This window comes from Streptomyces sp. NPDC051738 (assembly GCF_044453205.1).
In the GTDB taxonomy this organism is placed as follows: domain Bacteria; phylum Actinomycetota; class Actinomycetes; order Streptomycetales; family Streptomycetaceae; genus Streptomyces.
Genome location: NZ_JBITCM010000001.1, coordinates 122789 through 145135, shown reverse-complemented (window position 1 = coordinate 145135; position 22347 = coordinate 122789). Strand labels below are relative to the sequence as shown.

General features: G+C 71.9%; 16 protein-coding genes. 8 read left to right on the top strand and 8 right to left on the bottom strand.

Going from position 1 to position 22347, the window contains the following annotated elements; genetic code table 11:
* Nucleotides 1-26: 26 nt before the first annotated feature.
* From ACIA8X_RS00670 to ACIA8X_RS00650, 5 genes are all read right to left on the bottom strand, one after another.
* Complete coding sequence (locus ACIA8X_RS00670; RefSeq protein ID WP_393449366.1) at nt 27-1826, bottom strand: hypothetical protein; 1800 nt, start codon at nt 1824-1826, stop codon at nt 27-29.
* A gap of 433 nt (nt 1827-2259) precedes the next feature.
* Nucleotides 2260-3330, bottom strand: coding sequence for a hypothetical protein (locus tag ACIA8X_RS00665; protein WP_393449363.1), 1071 nt, complete (start codon nt 3328-3330; stop codon nt 2260-2262).
* Nucleotides 3331-3390: 60 nt separating this feature from the next.
* Entirely contained in the window at nt 3391-4068 is a 678-nt protein-coding gene (locus ACIA8X_RS00660; RefSeq protein WP_393449360.1) for an RES family NAD+ phosphorylase, read from the bottom strand.
* Complete coding sequence (locus ACIA8X_RS00655) at nt 4068-4769, bottom strand: hypothetical protein (RefSeq protein ID WP_393449357.1); 702 nt, start codon at nt 4767-4769, stop codon at nt 4068-4070. The genes ACIA8X_RS00660 and ACIA8X_RS00655 overlap by 1 nt, the downstream gene beginning before the upstream one ends.
* Entirely contained in the window at nt 4766-8158 is a 3393-nt protein-coding gene (locus ACIA8X_RS00650; protein ID WP_399457469.1) for a CHAT domain-containing protein, read from the bottom strand. Before ACIA8X_RS00650 ends, ACIA8X_RS00655 begins: the two co-directional genes overlap by 4 nt.
* Nucleotides 8159-8499: 341 nt before the next feature.
* Between ACIA8X_RS00650 and ACIA8X_RS00645 the strand changes: the two genes are divergently transcribed.
* From ACIA8X_RS00645 to ACIA8X_RS00630, 4 genes are all read left to right on the top strand, one after another.
* Nucleotides 8500-12261, top strand: a complete 3762-nt coding sequence (locus ACIA8X_RS00645) for a CHAT domain-containing protein (protein ID WP_399457468.1) — start codon at nt 8500-8502, stop codon at nt 12259-12261.
* Nucleotides 12262-12424: 163 nt separating this feature from the next.
* On the top strand, nt 12425-13588 hold the full coding sequence (metK, locus tag ACIA8X_RS00640; protein ID WP_393449348.1) for a methionine adenosyltransferase: 1164 nt from the start codon (nt 12425-12427) through the stop codon (nt 13586-13588).
* Nucleotides 13589-13590: 2 nt separating this feature from the next.
* Nucleotides 13591-14688, top strand: a complete 1098-nt coding sequence (locus ACIA8X_RS00635; RefSeq protein WP_393449345.1) for a carbohydrate kinase family protein — start codon at nt 13591-13593, stop codon at nt 14686-14688.
* Nucleotides 14685-15428 (top strand): SDR family NAD(P)-dependent oxidoreductase, encoded by a 744-nt coding sequence (locus ACIA8X_RS00630; protein WP_399457467.1) that lies wholly within the window; start codon nt 14685-14687, stop codon nt 15426-15428. Before ACIA8X_RS00635 ends, ACIA8X_RS00630 begins: the two co-directional genes overlap by 4 nt.
* Before the next feature lie 111 nt (nt 15429-15539).
* Here the strand turns inward: ACIA8X_RS00630 and ACIA8X_RS00625 are convergent, their stop codons facing one another.
* The gene (locus ACIA8X_RS00625) at nt 15540-15806 is read right to left on the bottom strand and encodes an acyl carrier protein (RefSeq protein WP_393449339.1); all 267 of its coding nucleotides are present in this window, start codon (nt 15804-15806) and stop codon (nt 15540-15542) included.
* A gap of 479 nt (nt 15807-16285) precedes the next feature.
* Between ACIA8X_RS00625 and ACIA8X_RS00620 the strand changes: the two genes are divergently transcribed.
* The 4 genes from ACIA8X_RS00620 to ACIA8X_RS00605 all read left to right on the top strand — a co-directional run bounded on the left by ACIA8X_RS00620 (nt 16286) and on the right by ACIA8X_RS00605 (nt 20107).
* Complete coding sequence (locus tag ACIA8X_RS00620) at nt 16286-17476, top strand: hypothetical protein (RefSeq protein WP_399457466.1); 1191 nt, start codon at nt 16286-16288, stop codon at nt 17474-17476.
* A complete protein-coding gene (locus tag ACIA8X_RS00615) occupies nt 17473-18240 on the top strand; it encodes a 4'-phosphopantetheinyl transferase family protein (protein ID WP_393449333.1) in 768 nt (255 codons plus the stop codon). The genes ACIA8X_RS00620 and ACIA8X_RS00615 overlap by 4 nt, the downstream gene beginning before the upstream one ends.
* A 376-nt stretch (nt 18241-18616) precedes the next feature.
* Entirely contained in the window at nt 18617-19321 is a 705-nt protein-coding gene (locus ACIA8X_RS00610; protein ID WP_393449330.1) for a BTAD domain-containing putative transcriptional regulator, read from the top strand.
* 201 nt (nt 19322-19522) lie between these two features.
* Nucleotides 19523-20107: a flavodoxin family protein gene (locus ACIA8X_RS00605; RefSeq protein WP_393449327.1), complete on the top strand. Its 585-nt coding sequence runs from the start codon at nt 19523-19525 to the stop codon at nt 20105-20107.
* Nucleotides 20108-20261: 154 nt separating this feature from the next.
* Here ACIA8X_RS00605 and ACIA8X_RS00600 read toward each other — a convergent pair whose 3' ends face one another.
* Complete coding sequence (locus ACIA8X_RS00600) at nt 20262-21206, bottom strand: alpha/beta hydrolase (RefSeq protein ID WP_393449324.1); 945 nt, start codon at nt 21204-21206, stop codon at nt 20262-20264.
* 14 nt (nt 21207-21220) lie between these two features.
* Entirely contained in the window at nt 21221-22300 is a 1080-nt protein-coding gene (locus tag ACIA8X_RS00595) for a DUF6081 family protein (protein WP_393449321.1), read from the bottom strand.
* Nucleotides 22301-22347: the final 47 nt, after the last annotated feature.

Here is a 22347-nt window from a genome sequence, read left to right as displayed (position 1 = left end):
TCCTCCTTCCGGGGACACCGGCGGTGTCACACGAGCGGGGCGGCGAAGGCGAGACCGAGGTCCGGACCCTCCAACCGCCAGGGCAGGGCGAGGCTCTCGGCCACAGCCGCCGGGTCTGCGCCGGGGGGGATGACGCCGTCGGCACCGAGCTCTTTCCAGGCGTCGTCGGCGTACCTTCGGGCCGCGCGGTCCTGAAGGTCTGGGGGTGGCGAGCCCGCTGCGGGCTCCACCCGGATCACCCGGACACCGTGGGATCGCAGTAGAGCGAGGGCCCTCCGCCAGTCCTTGCCGTGCGGGCAGGCCAGCACGATTCCCTCCTGGCGGGGCGGCGCAGGCGGGCGGCGGGCGACGATCAGAACCACCCGCCGCACGTCGACCGGGTCCGGGTATCCGAACCAGAGCCGGGTCACGGCCTCCAGCGCGTCCTCCAGGGACGACACCATGTCCTGCCGCCGCCTGGCGTGCGACCATCCGCCGAGGGCGGACAGCAACTCGGCGGGCGGCCCGGTGGGGACGGGTGCCTCCAGCAGGATGCCCTCTTTGGCCCAGGTGCTCTCATAGACGGTGTGGTCGTGGTGACCGACGGCTCCGACCCGGACCGTGGCCCCGGCCGGGTCCCGCCGGGCCAGCGGACGGGTGAAGTCCCGTACGAAGGTGAGGCGTTCCTCGGTCTCCGCTGAGTCGGCGCCGCTCAGCTCGACGGTGAAGAAGAGTTCCAGCGGCTGGGGCCTCACGACCCTGCAGTGTCGGAGAGCAGTGATCAGACGCGGCACGTCGACGTCGTCCGGATCCAGGCGCGCGCCGGGCGTGCGGTCATCCGGTGCTCGGCCATCGGGAGCGACGAGGTCCACTTCCCCCGGTCCGCGCAACACGAAGGTCAGCCGCGTCGGTTCCAGTGTGCCGAATTCGACCTGGTGCACGCTCACGGGCGGCGCACCGGTCCCATCGGCGGCGGGCACACCGGCCAGCACAGGGAGGCACAGGGCGCCGCGCCCGGCTATCCCGGCGTACCCGGTGACCTCGGCGGTCGTGGACTCACCGGGCCGGAGCCGGGTGCCGGCGGGAAAGAGCACATGGCTGTGGGGGCGCAGGGCTCCCGTGGCGCGGTCGGCCCGGGCCAGCAGCAGCGTGTAGTCGGCCAGGAGCGGCAGGGTGCGTATGAGACGGCGCACCGCGTCGGCGGTCGTACGGCGGGCGGACGTGTCGTCGGGCAACTCCGCGCTACCCGCGTGCAGTTCGGCAAGAAAAGCACAGGCTCCCCGCACGGCGGCGGTCGCGCGCTCCAGCAGCACCCACCCGGAAGGGGGCCGCAGCAGAACAACCGGGGGGTCGGGAACGGCCGGCAGGCATGCCGTGAGCCACCGCAGCACAGCGTCGTCGAACTCCCGGCGGTCCACGGGCGGCAGGGTTCCTATTCCTCCCGCGAGCTGGAAACGGCGTACGTCCTCGTCGGAGTCGAATTCCTGGACGACGGAACGCCATGTCCTGCTTCCCACTTCGTTCTGCAGCGGGATTCCGGATTCCCCGACGGTCACCTTGATCATGTGGAGACCCTCGGCGGAGAATTCCACGAACGACAGTTCCTTGAAGCGGCCCTGATGGAGGCCGTCGAGGAGTTCGCCGGGCTCGGACGGAATCCCGCCGTCGGCCCGGCCGGTTTCCGGCGGATGGTTCCCGCCCCGCTTCGGCGCGCCTCCCCTGGTCACCTCCGCGACCCGTCGGCCGCTCTGCGGACGCCGGGCCGACAGTGCCGCCGCCCGGCTGTCCCAGGCGTGCTCGGCCTCTCGAAGCGCGTCCCGGGCGGACTCCAGGTCCCGATCGGTCAACTCGCCCAGTACCGGGTCGTCATGGAGGCGCCAACCGCACGCCGTACAGAACTCGCTCCGCCGGTCCGGGGTCGCGCACACCGGGCACGCAGCCTGTGGATCGCAGGCTTCCCGCATAGGTCGACTCCCCCCGCCAACTCCCCGTCGCGATCCGGATCCCGCGACGTGTGGCAGCCCCTGACGACCGCCTCATGCACCACCCGCCCCACGGACGCATCTCGGTTGCACGACGACACAATGGGTAACCCGGTGCGATGAAATCCGAATGAAACCGCTGGCCAGCCCACTCCGGTCTCAGCTGCCAGAACTTCGTCGTCCGCTTCCCGACGGCAATGCGGCCGCAAAGAAGGGGAACGCCTGGTTCATTCCGGAGGGGCACCCTTCCAATTTCAGCGGGTCACCCGGTCGAACGCCGGGCGCAAGCCGGGCGTATTCAGGCCGGTATGCCCTCGACGAGCTCCGCCGGCTGGGGGGAACGCACCACGAAGTGGACGTCCCACCGCGCTCCGCGTGCCAACTCCGCCTCAGCGGCGGCCCATATCGCGGCCAGACTGACGTGGTACGGCAGTCCGCCGCGACCCGAGCCGAGCAGGGGGAAGCACACCGAGCTCAGCGGCGGCTCATGGCGATCGCTCTCCTCGGCCAGCAGCGCGAAAGCCCGGGTCGCGGCCCGGGTGACGTCGGCCGGCAGCACGTCGTAGTCGTTGGTTCCTGCCCGGGGAACGGCGATCGCGGCATGGTAGATCCGCCGCACACCTTGTCCGGCCAGGGCCCCCGAGCCGGTGGCGGCCACCGTGCCGGGCAGCACCGCGCGTCCCGCGGTCCCGTGCCGGGCAGCCCACGCGCGCAGTTCGTCGGGGACCGGGTCGTCCAACACGTCACCGGTCACGCCGTACACAGAGGCCGCCCGGCGCAGCGATGCGGCGACCGACGACTTGTACGGCTCGGGCGGCGCGAGATGAACATTGATCGGGGAGACGATCACGTCCACATCCCGCAACAGGTCCACCGGGTGCACATGAAGGGTGAGCGTCACGGGCCGGTCACCGGCCCGGACCTGAACGGACCGGTGCGTGCTGATGCTCCGCTCGTTCTCTGCGAGGCCGGGCGTTCCGGTCGTCTGCGACACCAGCCGTTCTATCTGGTCGGCGACCTGCGCAAGGACCATCACCTCGTGGTCCTTGCGGAACCGTTCGACACTCACGCCGTACACCGAGGCCGCCCTGGAACGACGCGAGGACGCCGGCCAGTCCAGGGTGCCCTGTGCCAGACCCAGGGTGTACTCGGCGGCGGTGCGCAAAGTGCCCGCGTCCAGGCGCGACACAGCGAGCCGCAGCAACGCCTCGACGGCCGCTCCCGGACTCCGGGCCGGGGCCTTGGCCACCGCTTCCGCCGCCGACCCCAGGGACGACAGCGCTCGCCCGCGCAGCCTGACCAGCCCCATGCGTCTGACTTCCTTGAGTTCAGACAGAAGTGACTCATGGTCAGGGAGAGGCGATGCCATACGACCACGATGGCATCACGCTTCACCTGGGACAAGGGAGTTCCAGTGCAGCCGCGGACCTCACCCCCGTCTCGGTTTCGAGATCTCTGCCCGCAGCGGACCGAGAAGCCCGTTCGCCGCGTCGATGCCGTCGTCGGAGTCAAGGTCCGCGATGCCTCGGTCCGCCAGGACTTCCAGCGGCGCGCCGTCCACATGGTCGAACCGGTCGTGGAAGAGCACCAGGGCGTGCTGGGGCCGGTTGTGCCGGGACTGCCAGATCAGCCCCATGGCGTCGGGTACTTGTGCCCGGATCTCGCTCGCCCAGCGCCTTGCCTGTACATAGTTGTTCTCGTCCTCCAGGAGCGTGGCGTCCTGGCAGACGGCGGCCAGGTCGTTCGACCCGATCAGGGAGACCAGGTTCAGCTCGCACGTGGTCCGCATGACGCTCAGGGTCCGGCGCCAGACCGTGGCGTAGGGGATGACCCGCTTGCCGACCGGCGGTTCGAAGGGCCGTGAGCGCAACACGCTTTCGGCGAGCGCCGTGGTCGGGGTGTCCGCCAGGTACAGGCAGTGGTACGCGTCCAGCGGCGTGCCGTCGAAGCGGCTGCCCGGCCTGGGGTCCCAGGGGTCCGCGAGTGTCGGGTTGAACTCGTCCGGCGCGTACTTGGTGTTGTGCACCCGGCACAGCTCCGTACCCGCCGGGATCACCTCGCGGTTGGGGTTCAGTTCCAGCGGAGTCATGGGGAAGAGGCCGCTCATCAGTCGCCCTCCACCAGTGCGGTGGCCGCGCCGACCAGCTGCCGGTCGGGCAGCCGGCCGAGGAGCGAGGCCGGTGTCCCGCCCAGCCAGGTGTTCCCGCTGAGCCACCAGGCCATGGCGCCCCAGGGGTCGACGTCCGCGAGAAGCAGACGGTTGACCTCCAGGACGACCTCGTGCGGGGTGCCACTGCCCGCGGCGAACTGGAACTCCGGGTATCGATCGCCGCCTTGGGGGTCCGCCAGTCTGATCAGCTCGGGAGGCGGTGCCGCGCCGCCGCACCGGGCTCGCGCCTCGTCCGCCGACAGGGCCGACGCGCGCAGCAGTTCGTCCTGTGCGGTGTCGGCGGCCGTCTCGGCTTCAGGGGACGGCGGCGGGCTCGCCAGCAGGTCGATCAGATCGCGCGCTTCCGCCACGGTCGCCGGCCCGGGCGGTGCGGCGACCAGCCGGCTGGAGTCCAGCGCGATGCGCACCGGATGGTGCAGCGGCAGCGGCAGCAGAGCCAGGCGGACGCCCTGGAGCGCCCGGCGGACCGCCCTGCCGTCGTCCGGCGCCACCGTCGCGAGGGCTTCGAGCCTGGCGAGCAGAGTCGCGTGCTGCTCGTCGTCGAGTGCCTCGCGGAGGGTGTCCCGGTGCTCGGCGATCAGGGCGAGCAGCCGCTCCGCCGGACTTCTACGGCCCTCACCCGCGTCGCCCTCGTTCATGCGTCTCCCCTCTTCGCTTCGGTCTTTGCCGCTCGGGGGCCTGGGTGGCCCTGATGGATGAAGGCGGCCCAGAGCGGAATCCGGTCGAGGTCCGGTCGTTCCATCTGCCGCACCAGCTCGCCGCTGAGTGAGCCCGGGTTCTCGCGGTGTGGATCGAGCATCCACAGCTGCGCGGCCCTGAGCGCGTCGACGGGGCTGAGCCCGTCGACGGTCAGGTGGTGATGGAACACCGCCATCAGCAGCGCCGAGGCGCTGTCCTGGGTCGTCCACCGTGATCCGACGACGTCCCGCGCTCCTCCCGAGACACACGCCGTGGTGAGCGTCAGCGCCTCGTCGTGGTCGCGGGTGCTCAGATCGGTCTGACAGGCACTCAGCACGATCAACGGCCCGTCCCCACAAGCCTGTTGAGTGACCGACCGGTCGAGCAGCCGGGTCACCGTCAGCATGCCCGGATCCGGTCCCGGTCCACCCTCTTCGGCGGACGTCCCCCCATTGGACTCGGGGGTGGCGAGATGCAGCGCCGATACGGTGGGACGCGTCCCCGCCGATCCGTGCGAGGCCACATGGAGCAGCGAGACCCCGTCGTCGAGGAACCCGAGGACGTCGTCGGGCGTGCCGGCGGCCGGCTCCTCTTCCAGTTCCTCGAAGAACCCTCCGCACATGCGGGCCTGCCGGTAGAAGGCGTCCCGCAAGGCCATGACCTCGACCTCGGCGTGCGTCAGGTCCAGGGTCGGGTCGGCCAGCAGAACGGGGGCGGCCACCGGATCCCGCGGCGCGCGTTTCACCGTACGCAGGAACTGGCTGCCGGACGCCGCGTAGCTGATCACTACGCGCCGGCAGAGGTAGTCGTAGGAGGCATCGTCGGGAAAGCGTGCGGCGTGCCAGGGAACGATGCCGAGTCGCCCGCAGGGCACCACGACGCCCCTGAGCGGCCGTCCGTCCCGCTCGCCGCCTGCCGCGAGCTTCTTCTCCACGCCGAGGAGGAGTGGGCCGAGCACCTTGAAGGCCCAGTCGCAGAGCGCCGCCAGGGCCTCCTCCCAGGCCTGTTCGACGGACGGGTCGGCCGAGCCGACTTCGCGTGCCGCATCGCGTACGGCCGTGGCGTCGAGGTAGCGCTCCAGCGGACCGCTCTCGGCATCGGACAGGAGCCGCTGGTCCCCCACCGCGGAGCCGAGTTCCGGCGTCACCAGGATCACCGCGCCGCGGGCGTCGGCCTCGCCGGGGACGAGATAGACGAGCACGTCGGCGCCGCTCTCCGCGAGCCCGTCCGCGAGTTCGCTCAGCGTGGGCGTGCCGAGGAGGCCGTCCTCCCCCCGGTAGCCGAGGGCTTCGAGGGCCTGGCGGCGCAGCGTGCTCGGTAGTTCGCCGGGGACGCCGCCCTGGCCCGGGGCCCCGGGGTCCTGAGCCTCGCTGACCGCCCGCCACTCCTCGGCCAGTTCGTCGTGCCCGCCCGCCTCCAGGAGATCGGGCACCGCGGACGAGGTGGACGCCGCGTGCAGCACCAGGGCCCGGCCCAGCTCCAGAACGGCCACGGCATCGTGCGGCCGCTTCTGCCAGGCCGCCCAACGGGCAGCCCGAATGGCCCGGCTCGCCCCGGACCGCGCCGCGAGCAGTCCGTGCTCCGCACCGGCCTGCAGGAGGACGTCGGCGGCCAGCGCCACCAGGGCCTCCTTGGCGGCCTCCAGGGCCGCGACGTCCTTCACGTCCTGCTTGAACACCGTGCGCTCGCGATACGCCTCGGCCAGGTACCACAGGGCGTCGGCGGCGATCCGCGGCGCCCTTCCCTGCCGGACTCCGTCGCGGACCCGTTCCAGTTCGTCGATCAGTGTGTCGAGGACGGCCGGGTCGCGGGAAAGGGAGAAGCGCACGGCCAGGTCGAGCGCAGAGGTGTACTGCTCCTCCAGCGAGGAGTCCTGGGGCGCGGGAACGTGGTCGGGCGCCGGGCCCGCGTCACCGCCGAAGGCGGCACGCAGCGGACCCAGGTCCGGCATGTACGGCTGGGACACCTGGTCGGCGAACGGGAGACCGCTCTGCCGGACACCGGACATCCCTTTCTCCATGTACGGCAGGGCACGCCGCAGCATGTCCTTGTCCCCGGTGACGGCGCCGAGCCTGCCGTAGGCCGCACCCAGGGCCAAGAGGACGACACTTCGGAACGGATGACCTGCGGAGACGGTCTGCTCCAGCGCTTCCGCCTCGTCCACCAGGCCACGGAGCACCTGGGCGTCCTCCCTCTCCCCGGCCTCCATGACGCGGGTGTAGAGCTGGAACGCGCGGCCCCACACGGCGGGATCGCCCACTTCCGGAGGCAGCGATCCTGAGAGCTTGTCGAAGTGGTCGACGATCGTCCCCAGGTGGCTGCGGCCGGCCGACCGGTCCTCGAACGTGCCGCCGACGCCCGGACTGATGTTGAGCAGGAGCGCCCTCAGGCTCTCCAGGGCGGAGGTCACGTCCGGCCCGGGCGGCGGCTGGTCCTGGACCGAACTCAGCCGCCGAAGAAGTTCGTTGAGCGCCTGGGGATCGCCGCTCCTGAGCACGTCGTCGAAGCCATGTGTGGTGGCGTTCACCGCGTCCATGGCGGCGGCGAGCCGGCGCATGTCGTCGGGCGTGAGCGTGGGCTTCGGATCAGGCGACGGGGCAGGTTCAGGACGCGAGGTGGGAGCCGGGGTCTCGTGGGGGGCCGAGGCGTCCGGGCGCCCGCCCGCAGGGGCACCTGCCCTGCCGAACACCTGGCCCAGCATCTGCCGCAGCTGATCCGCGTGGGGATCCCCGGCCGGCATCATGCTCATGAGCAGGTCGGAGAACTCCGGCCCGGGAGGAGTCGAGAAGAGCCCCCGCATCCGCCGCAGCTCCCCGAGGAACTCCTGCGGCAGCGGTAGCCGCATCACCTCCGCGGTCAGCGCTTCGATCTCCGCCGCCGCGGTCATCATCCCGGTGGGTCCCTCCCGGGTGAGCGACTCGACGAAGGCGGAGAGGTCGGGCGCCGCCCCGAGCACGCCCGGCTGCGGCCCCAGCGGCGCGACGAGCGATATCAGGTACAACGCCGCCCACCTCCGGTCCTCTTCGGTGGCCGCCGCTCCCAGCGCCGTCCCGCGGTCCCGCACGCCCCGCAGCAGCGCCTCCGCCCGTTCCCGGTCCGCGGGCTCGCCGCCCCCGGCGGTGTGCCGCAGGGCCAACGCACCCCCGAGCCATACGCTCACCGCACTGCGCAGGCTGGGGTCGTGGTCCAACAGCCTTGCCAGCTGGTCGAGTTCGGTGATCGACTCGTCGTAGGCCCGCGACGGCAGCACACCGGCCCCCATGGCGGGTGTCAGCCCCTTGACCCGCTCCGCCACGTCCGCGGCCCAGGCCCGCAGCCCCTGTACGCCGCCGCTCTCTTCACCGCTCACCAGCACCCTGCCTCCCCGAGGCCTCGTCAGCCCTTGGCATCACCGCCACTATGCCGATCAGTCGCGCTCATGGCGACAAGAACCCCGGTCTCTCGTGCTCAACGCCCGTAATCCGCCCGGGAAGTGCCCAGATCGGCCCTCATCTCACGCCGCATCTCCCGCAGCCGGTCCCACCAGCTGCACGCGCTGGGCCTGCACTGAGTTCGCCCGGTATTCGGCCTGTCACCGACCAGTTGCCAAGGTCGCCGGGCACTAGCCTGTCCTCGATTCAACGACCTCGCCCACCCAGCCGCGGACCGTTGCGGGGGAGCGGGCCGGGGGCATCAGTCGCGGGGAGACGCATGGCCGACGAGAAGCAGTTGGACCATGGTGAGGGAGACGTGGCGGGGCTCAGGGCCTGGGCCGCCGTCGCCGTTCGCCAGGCGCACGAGCTGTGGCCCGACGCGCAGAGGAATCCGCGGCTGGCCGCGTTGCGGTCGGTGATCGAGCATCTGGCCACCGTCGAGAGGCTGTTGCCGGCGGAGGACCCGGCCAAGGCGGCCGTCGTGCCCTGGCTCGGGCTGCTGATGTGGGCGCGGCTCAAGGGCCGGCGGCAGGCCGATCCGAAGGAGTGGGAGGCGGCCGTGAGCCATCTCCGGGCGGCCGACCGTGTCATGCCGCTGAACGACCCTCTCGCCATGATGGCCCGGCGCAACCTGGCCGAGCTCCTCACCCCGCCGGACATTCCTCGGGAGGTGCGCGACGGCTCATGGCCGCCGGCCGTGACCGAAATCCTGCGGCGGCAGCTGACCGAGGCCCTCAACGTTCTCGCCCGCATCGTCGCCGGGGACCTGTCGACGCGGGAGAAGGTGGTGGCCGAAATGAACCGCGTCGCGGCGCTGCTGTCCTTGCTCCCCGGCCCGCCTGAGGAGAATTCGCCGTCTTTGCCCCAGGAGGGCAACGGGTCTGTGCCCCAGGAGGGCAACGAGGGTGAGGCGGCGGCGGGGCCGGCCGGTGCGCTGCCCCGCGAAGAGTCCGTGGATGAGGCGCCGGCCGACGCCGTCCAGGGGGTGCTGGACTGGGCGCGCCGCGACGCGGTGGGTTTCGCGCGCCTGCTGGAGTGGCTGTGCGTCACCGTGAACGATTCCCCGGTCTCCATGGCGGACGCCGGCCGGGAACTGGCGGATCTGGGCCTGGACCAGCCGGAGTTCGCGCCGCTGCGCGAGCTGCTCGCCGCGCTCAGATCGGGCGGGCAGGATCCCCGGTCGCTCGTCGAACGTGTCCGCGGCATCGCGCAGGCGGCCAGGGAGGCATTGCTCGCCCTGCCTGTGGACGCGCCCGAGCGGATCCGCGTGGCCAAGTTCCACGCCGCCCTGCTGTTGGCGGGGAACCTCCGGATGCCGGAAACGCTGGACTTCGGCGAGGTGGACGCGGCCGCGGCGTGGCTGGACCCGGACCCCGCGGCGCGTTCGGTCTGGCAGCGAGAGCTGGGCCTGGAAGTGATCCTGGCCACCTCGATCGACAACCTGTGGGTGTCGAACGGCGGGATCGCGCGCGCAGAGCGCAGCGCGGCGTGGCTCCGGGGGCTGATCGACGCCCTTCCGGCGGACGGGGCGAAGCCCGCGGCCACCCGGCGGCACCTGACCGCCCTCCTCGCCCAGCGCGTCGCCACCGCCGCCAGGCTCGGAGGCAGCCTCCAGGACGGCGCGGCCGCCCTGTCGATGGCCGAGGGGCTGACTGCCGGCGGTGGACGCTACGACGTCCAGGTGTTCAGCCTCTTCACCAGGTTCCAACAGGCCCTCCGCAGCCGGGATCAGGCCGCTATGGCCCGCGCGACAGATGACCTGATCCAGAAGCTGGGCGGACTGTACGCCTCCCCTGAGCCCGACGCGGGGTCACGCTTCGTCATCACCGGCATGCTGGGCCAGGCCCACGGCGGACGTGCCCTCCGTACCGGTGACCAGGCGGACCGCCGCGCCGCCGCCCGGTATCTGAGGGAGGCGGCGGAGACCGATCCGGCCACGGTCCCGCCGCTGTTCGCACCGCATTTCCCCACGGTACGGGCCCAGATGATGATCGATCTGGCCAGGGTCGACCCCCGCCGGGAAGTCATCGACCGCGCCATCGCGGAGGTCCATCGGGCGATCGAGGAATCGCCGACGTCACCCTTGGCGGAAGCCCAGCTGCGGCTCGCCCTCGGCCAGGTCATGCTCCGCGCGACCACCCACCGCAGTGACCTCAGCCTGCTCGACCCGTGCTTCGAAGAGCTGAACAGGGTCCGCGCCCTGGCCGCCGAAGGCCACGGCGGCACGCCGTTGAACGTCGAGGTTCTGACGGAGCTGTCCACGGCCCGCTGGAAGAGCGCGATGACCGGCGGCGGGTACGAGAGTGAGGACTGGCAGGCGAGCCTGGACGCCCGCCGCGAGGCACTGGAGCTGATGGCCGCCGATGTCCTCCTTCAACTCGGCGCCGAGCACGCCCTGTCGGCGGCCCGGACCGCGGCCGGCCACGCGCTGTGGCTGGCCCTGCGGTGCTCCGAGGACCACCGTCCCGCCGAGGTCGTGGAGGCGCTGGAGCTGGGCCGCGCCCTGGTGCTCCAGACGGCCGCGGCCGGACACGGCGTGGCCCGGCTGCTGGCGGACCGGGGTCACTCCGACCTGGCCGAGCGGTGGCGGACGCAGGCACCGCGGCATCCACTTCAGCGGGGTCCGCATGACGGGGACCGGGCTGAGAGGGACGCGGGCGAGCGGCATCCGGCTGAGGGGGATCCGCTCCGGCCGGGGAGAGCGGCCGTGGTCGCGGCCCCGGCCGCCGGCGCTGAGCTGCCGGGCAGCTTGCGGCGCCAGGCGCTCGCCGCACTGGGGGCGGGAAACGGCACCGGCGCACGGGAGTTGCTCGGCACACCGGACGCCGCCGCACTGACCGCCGCGCTGGCCGCCTCGGGAGCCGACGCACTGGTCTACCTGGTCCCCGGCGAGGGCTTCCGCCCGCACATCCCGGGACACGTGCTGATCCTGCGCCCCGGCGGCGCCGAGCCCGCCGTGCTCACCCTGCCGCTGCTGCTCTCTCCCGGCAGCCACCAGTTGGGGCGTTACCTCGCCGCCGCCGCCGACCGTTCCCGCAAGGCGGCCGACCCGGACGCGTCGCAGGCGTCGCGGGAGGCCGCCGAGACGGAATGGCAGGCAGCGATGAGCGAGCTGTGCGACTGGGCCTGGCCCGCCGCCATCGGGCCGGTCCTCGACTCCCTGGAACCCCTCGGCCGGCCGCCGCGGATCGTACTGGTCCCGTGCGGCCCCCTCGGTGTCGTCCCCTGGCATGCGGCGCGTAACCGCATCCCGCTGGGGGGTTACCGGTACGCCTGCGAGGACGCGGTGTTCAGCTACGCCCCGTCCGGGGCGCAGTTCCTGCGGGCCGCCGCCCGCGACCGGCTGCCCGCCACCGGGCGCCGGGTGCTGGTCACCGACCCGGGGCTCAGCCTGGTGTGGGCCGAGGTCGAGATGGAGGCGCTGCGTTCGGCCTGCTACCCGGACGCCCGGCGCTACGGCGAGTTCGTGGCGGCCGAGGGTGTGCCGGACGCGCCGGGGAGCTGCGAGGACCTGCTGGCCGTGTTGCCGGGCGGTGATCAGCCGGCGGCGGTCGTGCACATGTCCTGCCACGGCATGGCCAGTCCGAGTCCCGCGCGATCGGCGCTGTCGCTGGCCGACGGCGCGCTGACCGTCGCCCGGATCCTGGACCACGCCGCGGCCGCGGAGCCCGGCTCGGACGGCCCGCTGGTCGTGCTCAGCGCCTGCGAGACCGACCTGAGCACGGGCGACCACGACGAGGCGCTGACTCTCTCCACCGCCCTGGTCGCCCGGGGTGCGGCCGACGTGGTCGGCTCCCGCTGGGCCGTCAACGACAGCGCGACCGCGCTGATGATGGCCGTCTTCCACCACTTCCTCACCAGCGAGGACCTCGCTCCCGCCGACGCGCTGCGCGCCGCCCAGCTGTGGATGCTCGACCCGGACCGCCGGCCCCCGCCCGGCCTGGGCGACCTGCTGCACCGTGAGTCCGCCCGCCCCGACCTGCACAAGATCCACCTGTGGGCCGCCTTCACCCATCAGGGCAACCCCGCGGCACGCTGAGCCTTGATGTTCCACGTCGAGGAGCAAATCCACCAGGTCGCGTGGGACGAGGTGCCGGCCTCGGACTGGAGCACCTGTCCCGCGGTGCTCCAAGCGGTCCTCGACCGGCGGTGCGCACACTTCGCGCAGTCAGTCAGCAGCCGCTGCGAACCCAGGGAGAGCCGTGTCTCTACGTCTGTTCACCTCGGAGTCCGTCACCGAGGGCCACCCCGACAAGATCGCCGACCAGGTCAGCGACACCATCCTCGACCATCTGCTGGCGGCCGATCCCGCCGCACGTGTCGCCGTGGAGACGCTGATCACCACCGGTCAGGTGCACGTCGCGGGAGAGGTCAGCACCACGGCGTACGCGCCGGTCGCCCAGCTCGTCCGGGACACGGTCCTGCGCATCGGGTACGACGCGTCGGCCAAGGGGTTCGACGGCGCTTCCTGTGGGGTGTCCGTGTCGATCGGTACCCAGTCGCCGGACATCGCCCAGGGCGTGGACACCGGAGGCGCCGGCGACCAGGGCCTGATGTTCGGCTTCGCGTGCGACGAGACGGCGGAGCTGATGCCGCTGCCGATCCACCTCGCACACCGTCTCTCCGCCCGCCTGGCCGACGTCCGCAGGGACGGCACCCTCCCCTACCTGCGCCCCGACGGCAAGACGCAGGTCACCATCGAGTACGACGGGGACCGCGCGGTCCGTCTGGACACCGTGGTCGTCTCCTCGCAGCATGCCGCGAACATCAGCCTGGAAGGGCTGCTCAGCCCCGACGTGCGCACCCATGTCGTCGAGCCTGTCGTGGCCCAATTGGCCGAAGAGGGCGTCAAGTTGGAAGCGGAGGGCTACCGGCTGCTGGTGAATCCGACGGGCCGCTTCGAGATCGGCGGGCCGATGGGCGACGCGGGGCTGACCGGGCGGAAGATCGTCATCGACACGTACGGCGGCATGGCCCGGCACGGTGGCGGGGCCTTCTCCGGCAAGGATCCGTCGAAGGTGGACCGCAGTGCCGCGTACGCGATGCGGTGGGTCGCCAAGAACGTCGTCGCGGCGGGGCTGGCCACCCGCTGCGAGGTCCAGGTGGCGTACGCCATCGGCAAGGCCGAGCCGGTCGGGCTCTACGTGGAGACGTTCGGTACCGAGGAGGTGCCGGTGAACCGTATCCAGGCCGCCATCGACGAGGTCTTCGACCTGCGTCCGGCCGCGATCATCCGCGACCTGGACCTGCTGCGCCCCATCTACGCCCAGACCGCCGCCTACGGCCACTTCGGCCGGGAGCTGCCCGACTTCACCTGGGAGCGCACCGACCGTGTGGATGCGCTGCTGTCCGCGGCGGGGCTCTAGACATGGCCGACGACAATGCCCGGAGTCCTGCCGTCGGCCACGGCGATGCCCTGAATCCTGCTGTCGCCGGTGGCAATGGCCGTAACCCTGCCGTCACCGGCGACCGGCCGTGCGGGTCGCGGACCATCGCCGTCACCGGGTCCATCGCGACCGACCATCTGCTCACCTTTCCCGGGCGGTTCGTGGAGCAGCTGCTCCCGGAGCGGCTCGACCACGTGTCGCTGTCCTTCCTCGCCGACACGCTGGACGTGCGGCACGGCGGGGTCGGGGCCAACATCGCCTACGGCCTGGCCGCGCTCGGTCACCGGCCCGTGCTGGTCGGCGCGGCCGGTACCGACTTCGAGGAGTACGGCGGCGTGCTCGCCGCGCATGGCGTGGACATCTCGGCCGTGCATGTCTCCGCCGATCGGCACACCGCCCGCTTCATGTGCACCACGGACGTCGACGGCAACCAGCTCGCCACCTTCTACGCCGGGGCGATGGCCGAGGCGGATCGCGTCGACCTGGTCGCCGTGATTCGGGAGTATGTGGTGGGTTATGTCCTGATCGGTGCGGACGATCCCTCGGCGATGCTGCGCCACACCCGTGCCTGCCGCGCTCTCGGTGTCCCCTTCGCCGCCGACCCTTCCCAGCAACTGGCCCGGCTCGACGGTGCCGCCGTACGGGAACTCGTCGACGGGGCCGACCACTTGTTCACCAACGAGTACGAGAGTGCCCTGCTGCTCTTCCGCACCGGGTGGGAGCACGACGAGGTCCTCGACCGCGTCGGCACCTGGGTGACCACGCTGGGCGCGAAGGGCTGCCGGATCGAGCGGGCCGACCGACCGACGCTCGACATCCCGGCCGTGCCCGTGCCGGCGCACACGGACCCCACCGGGGTCGGGGACGCCTTCCGGGCCGGCTACCTGGCCGGCGTCAGCCAGGGGTGGGAGGCGGTGGACCGGGCCCGGCTGGGCTGTGCGATGGCCTCGCTCGCCCTTGTCACCGTGGGCACCCAGACCTATACGGTCGAACAGGCCCGGCTCGGCTCGGCGCTCACCCGCGCGTACGGAGACCGTGCCGCGGCACTCGCGGACCTGGAACGGGTGGGGGTGGCATGAGGGACATCGCGCTGGTGACCGGGGCCAACAAGGGCCTCGGCAAGGAGATCGCGCGGCGGCTCGCGGCCGAGGGACTGACCGTGTTCCTGGGGGCGCGGGACGAGACACGGGGCCGTGTGGCCGCGGGCGAACTGGGGGCGGCGGGCCTCGACGTGCGGTTCGTGCGGCTCGACGTCACCGTGCGGGAGCAGGTCGACGCGGCGGTCCGGACGATCGAGGCGGAGTGCGGCAGGCTCGACGTCCTCGTCAACAACGCCGGGATCGTCACCGAGTGGGGCCTGCCCGTCGAGGACGTCACGGAGGACCATCTGCGCCGGGCGATCGAGGTCAACGTCCTCGGCACGGTCGCCGTGACGCGGGCGTGCCTGCCGCTGCTGCGGCGCTCGAAGGACGCCCGAGTGGTCAACCTGTCCAGCCCGCTCGGGTCGTTGACCCTCCTCGACGACCCCGATCACCCGGCGGCCTCGCGCGGCCTGCTCGCCTACAGCTCCTCCAAGGCAGCCCTCAACGCGGTGACCCTGGTGTACGCCGAGGCGCTGCGCGACGCCGGGATCCGCGTCAACGCGGCCAACCCCGGGCTCGTGGCCACCGACCTGAACGCCGACTCGCCGTTCAGCCGGGGGACCCGCACGGTCGAGGAGGGTGCCGAGGTCCCCGTACGGCTGGCGTTGGGCGCCGGGGGGACGGGCGGCTTCCACGGGAGCATGGAGGGGGACGTGAACGAACGCGTGCCGTGGTGACGGACGCGGTGGTCATGGGACGGGCCCGGCCCCCGGCAGCGGTGATGCTGTCGGGGGCCGGGTCGCGCTGGGCTGGGCCGGTCAGGCCGGGCCGTGGACATTGCGGGTGGGTCAGCCGCCGGTACGGACCGCTCCGTTGGCCAAATCGAGCAGGCTGCGCGGGGTGTGGGCCTCGCTCACCTCCTCGTCGGGCAGCACGATCCCGTACTCCTCCTGTATGGCCGCAGCCGTTTCCATGAGGGCGAGCGAGTCGTAACCCAGCTCCTCGAAAGGGGTGTCGAGGGTGTCGCCGCCCAGCCGGGAGCCCTCCTCTTCGCCGGCGCAGGCCACCAGGATGCGGCGCAGGTCCTCGATGCCAACGATGCCAACAGTCGCCATCGCAGTCGTCTCCTCGGGCTCGGTGGGTGTGACATGACGTGGACGGTCCCCGTCACACACATCGTGCGGCGACCCCCTTGGAGCCCGCTGGAACCGGTCCAGCACCCCTCCGTCGCGCTCCCAGCCGCCTCCGACGCCGTGCGCCGATGGTGAGGCCTCGCCGACCCGGGCCCACCGAAACGGGGCCTTCGAAAGGAGTGCGGTGAGCCATGCGGACACAGGACCGACGAGGACCGTGGGACGGCCGGAGCGACTCCGGTGGCGGCATGGCGACGGTCCCGCGGGCGGGACTACGGGTCGTCGGACCCGGGGCACGGGGGCCCTTGGAACCCGGCCGCCTGCTCAGCCATGCGGCGGCGGCGCTGTATGGGGTCGTTGAAGCGGTGGGCGCGGAGGCGCGCCGCAGTGTGGGCTCGCAAGTGCCCGGCACCATGGGTGGGCGAACTTCCGGCGCCGTGGCCTCCGGCACGCAAGGCCCAATGGCACCGGGCGCCTTGAGCGCCGCCGCGTCCGATGCCGTGGGCGCCTGCTACCTCGACCTGTGGATCTGCGACCGGCTTCTCCGGCATGACGGAGGGAACCGGTCCGCCGCCGCGCGGTGCCTGGTCCCCGTGCTGCTGCTGGAGGGGGTCGGCGGGATCGCGCCCGTACTGGGGGCGCGGTTGCACCGGCCCGACGTCGCGGCCGTGGAGTACCGGCGCCGGCGGCGCGTGCTGGTGCGGGCGGTGCGGGAGCGGTCCCCGCAGACGTGGGAGCGGCTCGGTCAGCGGCTCGCCCGCATCGCCACGGGGGAGGACAGGCTGGCCCGGCCTCTCACTCCCGTACGCGGCCGTGGGCTGCCGCAGCCGTTGGCGGAGCTGGTCGGCCTGCTGGAGGCGGAACGGCGTGAACTGGCCGCCGTCGGCGCCGAGTCGGTCGGCGGGGAACCGCCGCACGCTCTCCTGGAGCGCTGCGCCCTGCTCACCGCGGCCGCCGCCTGCCTCGACGGCTGGCAGGAGGCGGGGGCGCATCGGTACGGACCCGAACGGCACGGCACGGCAGGCCCCGGCAACGGCCGCCCCGGTGCCTGGCCGACGGCCCGGCAGGTCCCCTTGCCCGGCTCCGCCGGAGGTTCGCGTTCCGAGCTCGGGTCTTCCTTCGGTTGCTGCGGTGGTGACTGCTCCGCCGGTTACGACCGTCTGTCCGGGCTCGGCGGAGGTTCGCGCTCTGGGTCTGCGTCGTCGTTCGGTTGCTGCGGTGGTGATTGTCCCGCCGGTTACGACCCTCTGTCCGGGCTCGCCGGAGTTCTACGCTCCGCGTCTGTCTCCTCCTCCGGTATCTGCGCTGCTGATTGCTCCGCCGGCCATCACCCTCTGTCCGGGCCCGCCGGAGGCCCCCGCTCCGCGTCCGGTTCCTCCTTCGGTCCCTGCAGCGGCAGTTGCCCCGTCGGCCATCACCCCCGGGCCCGGCACCCCGGAGAAGCGCACTCCGTGCCTCGCGATCCCTCCGGGCGCCCCGACCCCTCCGGCCACCCCGGCCCCTCCGTCCACCCCGCCTCCCTCGGCGTCTCCATGCGGCGGGCCAGGCTGTGTGGGGCGTTGTATCGGCTTGCCGTGCGGCTTGATCTGCGGGTCTCCGATGGGGCGCGTACGGCGTGGCGGGCGGATGTGCTGCGGTGTGCGGTGGTGTGACGCCGTTGTTGGCCGTGGTGCCGGGCCGCAGTGTCGACGTGGCGCGGCGGGCGCTCGGGCGGTACGGCAGTGTGGTCGTCCACGCGGATGTCGCCGACTGGGCCGTGTGCGGGAAGCCGGAGGCCGTACGGTGGCTCGGGCGTGAGCGCGGGCGGCTGGACTCGGCGCTTCCGCCGGCCGCGCGGCAGCGGCTCGTGGCGTCCCGGCGGCTCGTCAAGAGCATGGCGGGCGCGGTCCTCGGCGTCGATCCGGGGGAACTGGAGCTGACCCGCGACCCCGCCGGCCGCCCCCGGTTGCGGGGCTGCGGCGGCCTGGAGCTGAGCCTGAGTCACACCGGCACCCGGCTGGTGCTCGCACTCGCTGTGACGGGCGGGCAGGTCGGGGCGGACGTGGAGCGGGCCACCCGCCCGGTACGGGAGGAACCGCTCGCCCGGCGGATCTGCACCCCCTACGAACGGGCAGTGCTCAACGCCACTTCACCGGCCGAACGCCCCCGCACCCTGCTGCGGTTGTGGACCTTGAAGGAGGCCTACAGCAAAGCACTCGGCGTGGGCACGCGGCTGCCGTTCCACACCTTCGGATTCCGGTTGCACGGTCGCAGCGCGGTGCTGACCGACGACCGGGGTCGGCCCGTGCGGCCCTCGGAGTGGCGGTTCACGACGCATCACACCGACACCGGACATCTGGTCAGCCTGGCCGTCGACGGCCCGCCGGACGGCCTCCGTTTTCCGCCCCCGGGACTCCTCGGGAATCCCCGACTATAAATTCCAAGGCTTTGCCGAATTTTGAGAAATCGCTTTCGGCTGATCAATTCTCGGCCTAAAGCCCGGCCGCTATTTTGGGCAGTTAACGGCTAGTGTGACGCCGATCACTGTGGAGCCTGTGGCACGAATGCGCCTGTTCTTATACCGTCCAATATGTTCCTGGACTGGACCGCCAGGTGAGCGCGGGCAGGCGTACTGGGGCGCCGCGGCGAAGTCATGATCACTCCGTATTCTGCGATGCATCGGTTTCGGACGGAGATCGCCGCGCGAATCGACCAGCCCTTGTTGCGTGCCCGCAAAAAATGGGGGAAAGAAATTGAAGTTCAAACTGCTCGGACAGTTCGAGGTAGTCCTGAACAACGGGCGCTCGACAACGTTGACCAGGTCGAAAGTCAGCCAGCTCCTCGGACTGCTCGTCGTGCAGTACGGCGAGTCGATCGGCGCCCACACCCTGATCGAGGAGCTGTGGGGGGAGAGCGTGCCGCGCAGCGCCCTCACCACGCTGCAGACGTACATCTACCACGCACGCAAGCTCTGCGGGGTCGGGCCCGGCGGCCAGTCCGTCCTGGTGACCCGGCCCGCCGGCTACAGCATCGAGGTACCCGGCGACAGCATCGACGTCGTCGTGTTCGAGGGCCTGGTCGGCCGGGCCCGCACCGCGCTGGACCAGGGTGACGCGGAGAAGGCCGCCGTCCTGCTCGACGAGGCGTTCGCGCTCTGGCGCGGTCCGGTGCTGGCCGGCATGATCACCGGCCCGGTGCTCGACGCCCACCTGACCTACGTCAACGAACTGCGGCTGTCCGCGCACGAGCTGCACATCGCTGCCTGCACCCGGCTCGGCCGGCACCAGGAGATCATCCCGCGGCTGCGGCTGCTGGTCGCGGAGAATCCGCTCAACGAGAGTTTCCACGCCCAGCTCATCAAGGCGCTGTACAAAAGCGGACGGCGCGCCGAGGCCATCCAGGCCTACCGAAACCTCTGGCGCATACTCGACATGGAGCTGGGTATTGAACCCGCTCCGGAACTCCAGACGCTCCAGCACGACCTGATGGCCAGGAATTCGGTCTGTTCCGTCCGCTGATCCGCTGGTCCGCTGGTTCGCTGATCGTCCCTTCGGCCGCTCCTTCGGGTAGGTGTTGTTGCCCGAAGGAGCAGTACCCCGGCGCAGGCGCTGCTGACACGCTGGAGGCGTAATCCGATTCTGCGGTTCGCAAGTAATCGTTTGTGCAATCGGGTGCGCCACCAATTCTCAGTCCTGCATATGTCGTCCGAAGGGAAAACCATGTCTGCATCCCCGGTATCCGTCGTCATCGCCTACCACAGCGGGTACGGGCACACCACGAAAATGGCCGAGGGCGTCCAGGAGGGCGTACGTTCCGTGGCGGGCGCCGTGGTCGAGGTGGTGACGGTCGACACCGTCACCGAGGACGACTGGGCCCGGCTCGACGCCGCCGACGCGATCATCTTCGGCTCGCCCACCTACATGGGTTCGGCCAGCCCGGACTTCCACAAGTTCGCCGCGGCCACCAGCGAGCGCTGGTACGGGCAGGCCTGGAAGGACAAGGTCGCGGCCGGTTTCACCACCTCCGGCGCGATGAGCGGCGACAAGCTGAACACCCTGCAGTACTTCACGGTGCTGGCAGCGCAGCACGGCATGCACTGGGTCAACCTCGATCTGCTGCCCGGCGACACCGAGAACGACCTCAACCGGCTGGGCGGCTGGCTGGGTGCCATGGGCCAGTGCCCGGGCGACCAGGGTCCCGAGTCCATGCGCAAGGGCGACGTGCTCACCGCGGCCCACCTCGGGCGCCGGGTGGCCGAGCATGCGCTGCTGCTGCGTACGGCTCGCGCGGGTGTGGCCGTCTGACGCCAACACCGGTGATCACCGGCGTACTGCACGGACGAAGGGCCCCGGGTCACCCGACCCGGGGCCCTTCGTCGTCGTACGCGGATCTCGTCGTCGTATACGGATCTTTCGTCGCTCTGCGCGGATACGGCGGACAGCGCGATACGGCAGGCTCTCAGGCCACGCCCAGCCCTCGCCGCAACGCGTCGATCTGGTCGCGCACCATGCGCCGGGAGACGGCAGCGTGCCCGATACCGACGGAGGCGTGGAACGTTCCCGGATAGTGGACCAGTTCGGTCGACACGCCCGCCTGGATGAGCCGGTGTGCGAACTGGATGCCCTCGTCGCGCAGCGGGTCGTAGGCGCACACCCCGACGAACGCCGGCGGCAGCCCCGTCAGGTCCTCCGCGCGGGCCGGCGCCGCGAGCACCGGGGTCGGGCCGGCGACCGAGCCCACGTAGTGCTTCCAGCAGAGCACGAGACTGGCCCGGTCCAGCACCGGAGTGTCCGTGAACTCCCGTGCCGACACGGTCTCCAGGCGGTCGTCGAGCTGCGGGAACAGCAGGTACTGGAAGCGGACGCGAGGCCCGCCGAGGTCACGGGCGCGCAGTGCGCAGGCGGTGGCCAGGGCGCCGCCCGCGCTGAACCCGCCCACGCCGATCCGGTCGCGGTCGACGCCCAGCTCGGCGGCGTTGGCGGCGGTCCACTCCAGCGTCGCCCAGCAGTCGTCCAGGCCCGCCGGGAACGGGTGTTCAGGGGCGAGCCGGTAGTCCGGCGAGACCACCACCGCGCCCACCTGGTCGGCGATCCGGGCGGCGAACGCACGCGGGGTGTCCAGATCGCCGGTGACGAAACCGCCCCAGTGCGGGAAGAGCAGCGCGGGCCGCGCACCGTCGGCCGGCCGTGCGGGGGTGTAGACGCGGACGGTCAGCTCCGGGCCGCCCGGTACCGGCAGCGTGCGGTCCTCCACCCGCACCCGGTCGAGGTGCTCGTAGTGCGGTTGCGCGGACATCACCTGGCGCATCACGGACCGCGCGCCCTCGGGGTCGGCGTAGTCCAGCGGGCGCATTCGCTCGGCGAGCGGGGCCAGTTCGGGATCGATGTCGTACGACGGTGGCATGGCGGGCTCCTCGATCAGCCGGCGTTGCGGCTGGAGACCAGGAAACGGCGGACCCCGAGAGCGGCGCCCTGACCCCAGAGCCGGTTCTCCGGGCGGCTGTCGTCGTCGAGGAAGGACTGCGGGGTGGGCTCGCCGTGCACCGGGTCGAAGTAGTGGCCCGCCTCGTCGGTCAGGCGGACCAGGCCGGAACCGGCGACACCCCGGCGGGCGAAGTCCAGGGCGACGAACATGCCGAGGCCGAAGGTGAGTTGACGCGGGGTCACCGAGGTCGGGGTGCCGCCGTGGTCGAGCACAAGGTGCCGGCGGGAGGGCAGCAGGTGGCCGATGCGGTCGACCTTGAACACCTCGCGGCCGTCCAGGCACCAGCGGATGACGCCGCGCGAGCGGTCGTACTCGATCCTGATGTGGTGCTCGGCGGTCGGTGAGGAGCGGCGGGCGACCGGGACGGCGTAGGTGAAGGCCGCGTAGTTCCCGAGCGTGTCACGGTGGTGGGGGAGGCGCTCGTAGAAGGCGTACACCGTCTTGTCGGTGAAGAAGAAGTCGACGGCGATGCCGGTCTCCGGGTCCTCGACGGGCAGTCCGGCCATGGCGAGCCGCGGGTCGTCGAGCGCGTCGGGGACCGCGGTGCCGAAGGGGTGGGCCGCGGTGCCGTAGGTGGTCGCCGTCATCCAGGACTCGCCGACCAGGAGGCGGTTCGGCTCGGCGGTGAAGCCGAGGGTGCCCTCGCTCGTGCGGCGGTCCGGGTACGACAGCCACTTGATGTGGTCGAGCGTGCCGGGTAGGCCGCTCGTCTCGTGCTGGCCCAGTGTCAGGGTGAACGCGGGGTCGCCGGTGCGGGGGTTGCTGCCCTTCGCGGCGAGTCGCAGGCCGCGTCGGGAGGTGGTGGCCGTGGCGTCCTGGCCTACGCCGCCGCCGAACGGGATGTGGGTCCAGCGGGCGCCGGGGCCGGTGGTGGCGAAGCCGGCGGAGAAGTCGTCCTCGAACAGGATGCGGCGGGCGGTGGAGGCGTCGTCCTCACCGGCTCTCGCGGGTTGGGCGGACAGGGCGGTGGCGGCCAGGGCGGCCGTGGCGGTCAGGGCGGTGCGGCGGCTCATGGACATGTGGGTTCCTTTCCGGGGTGGGTGGGGGTTTGGGGTGGTGC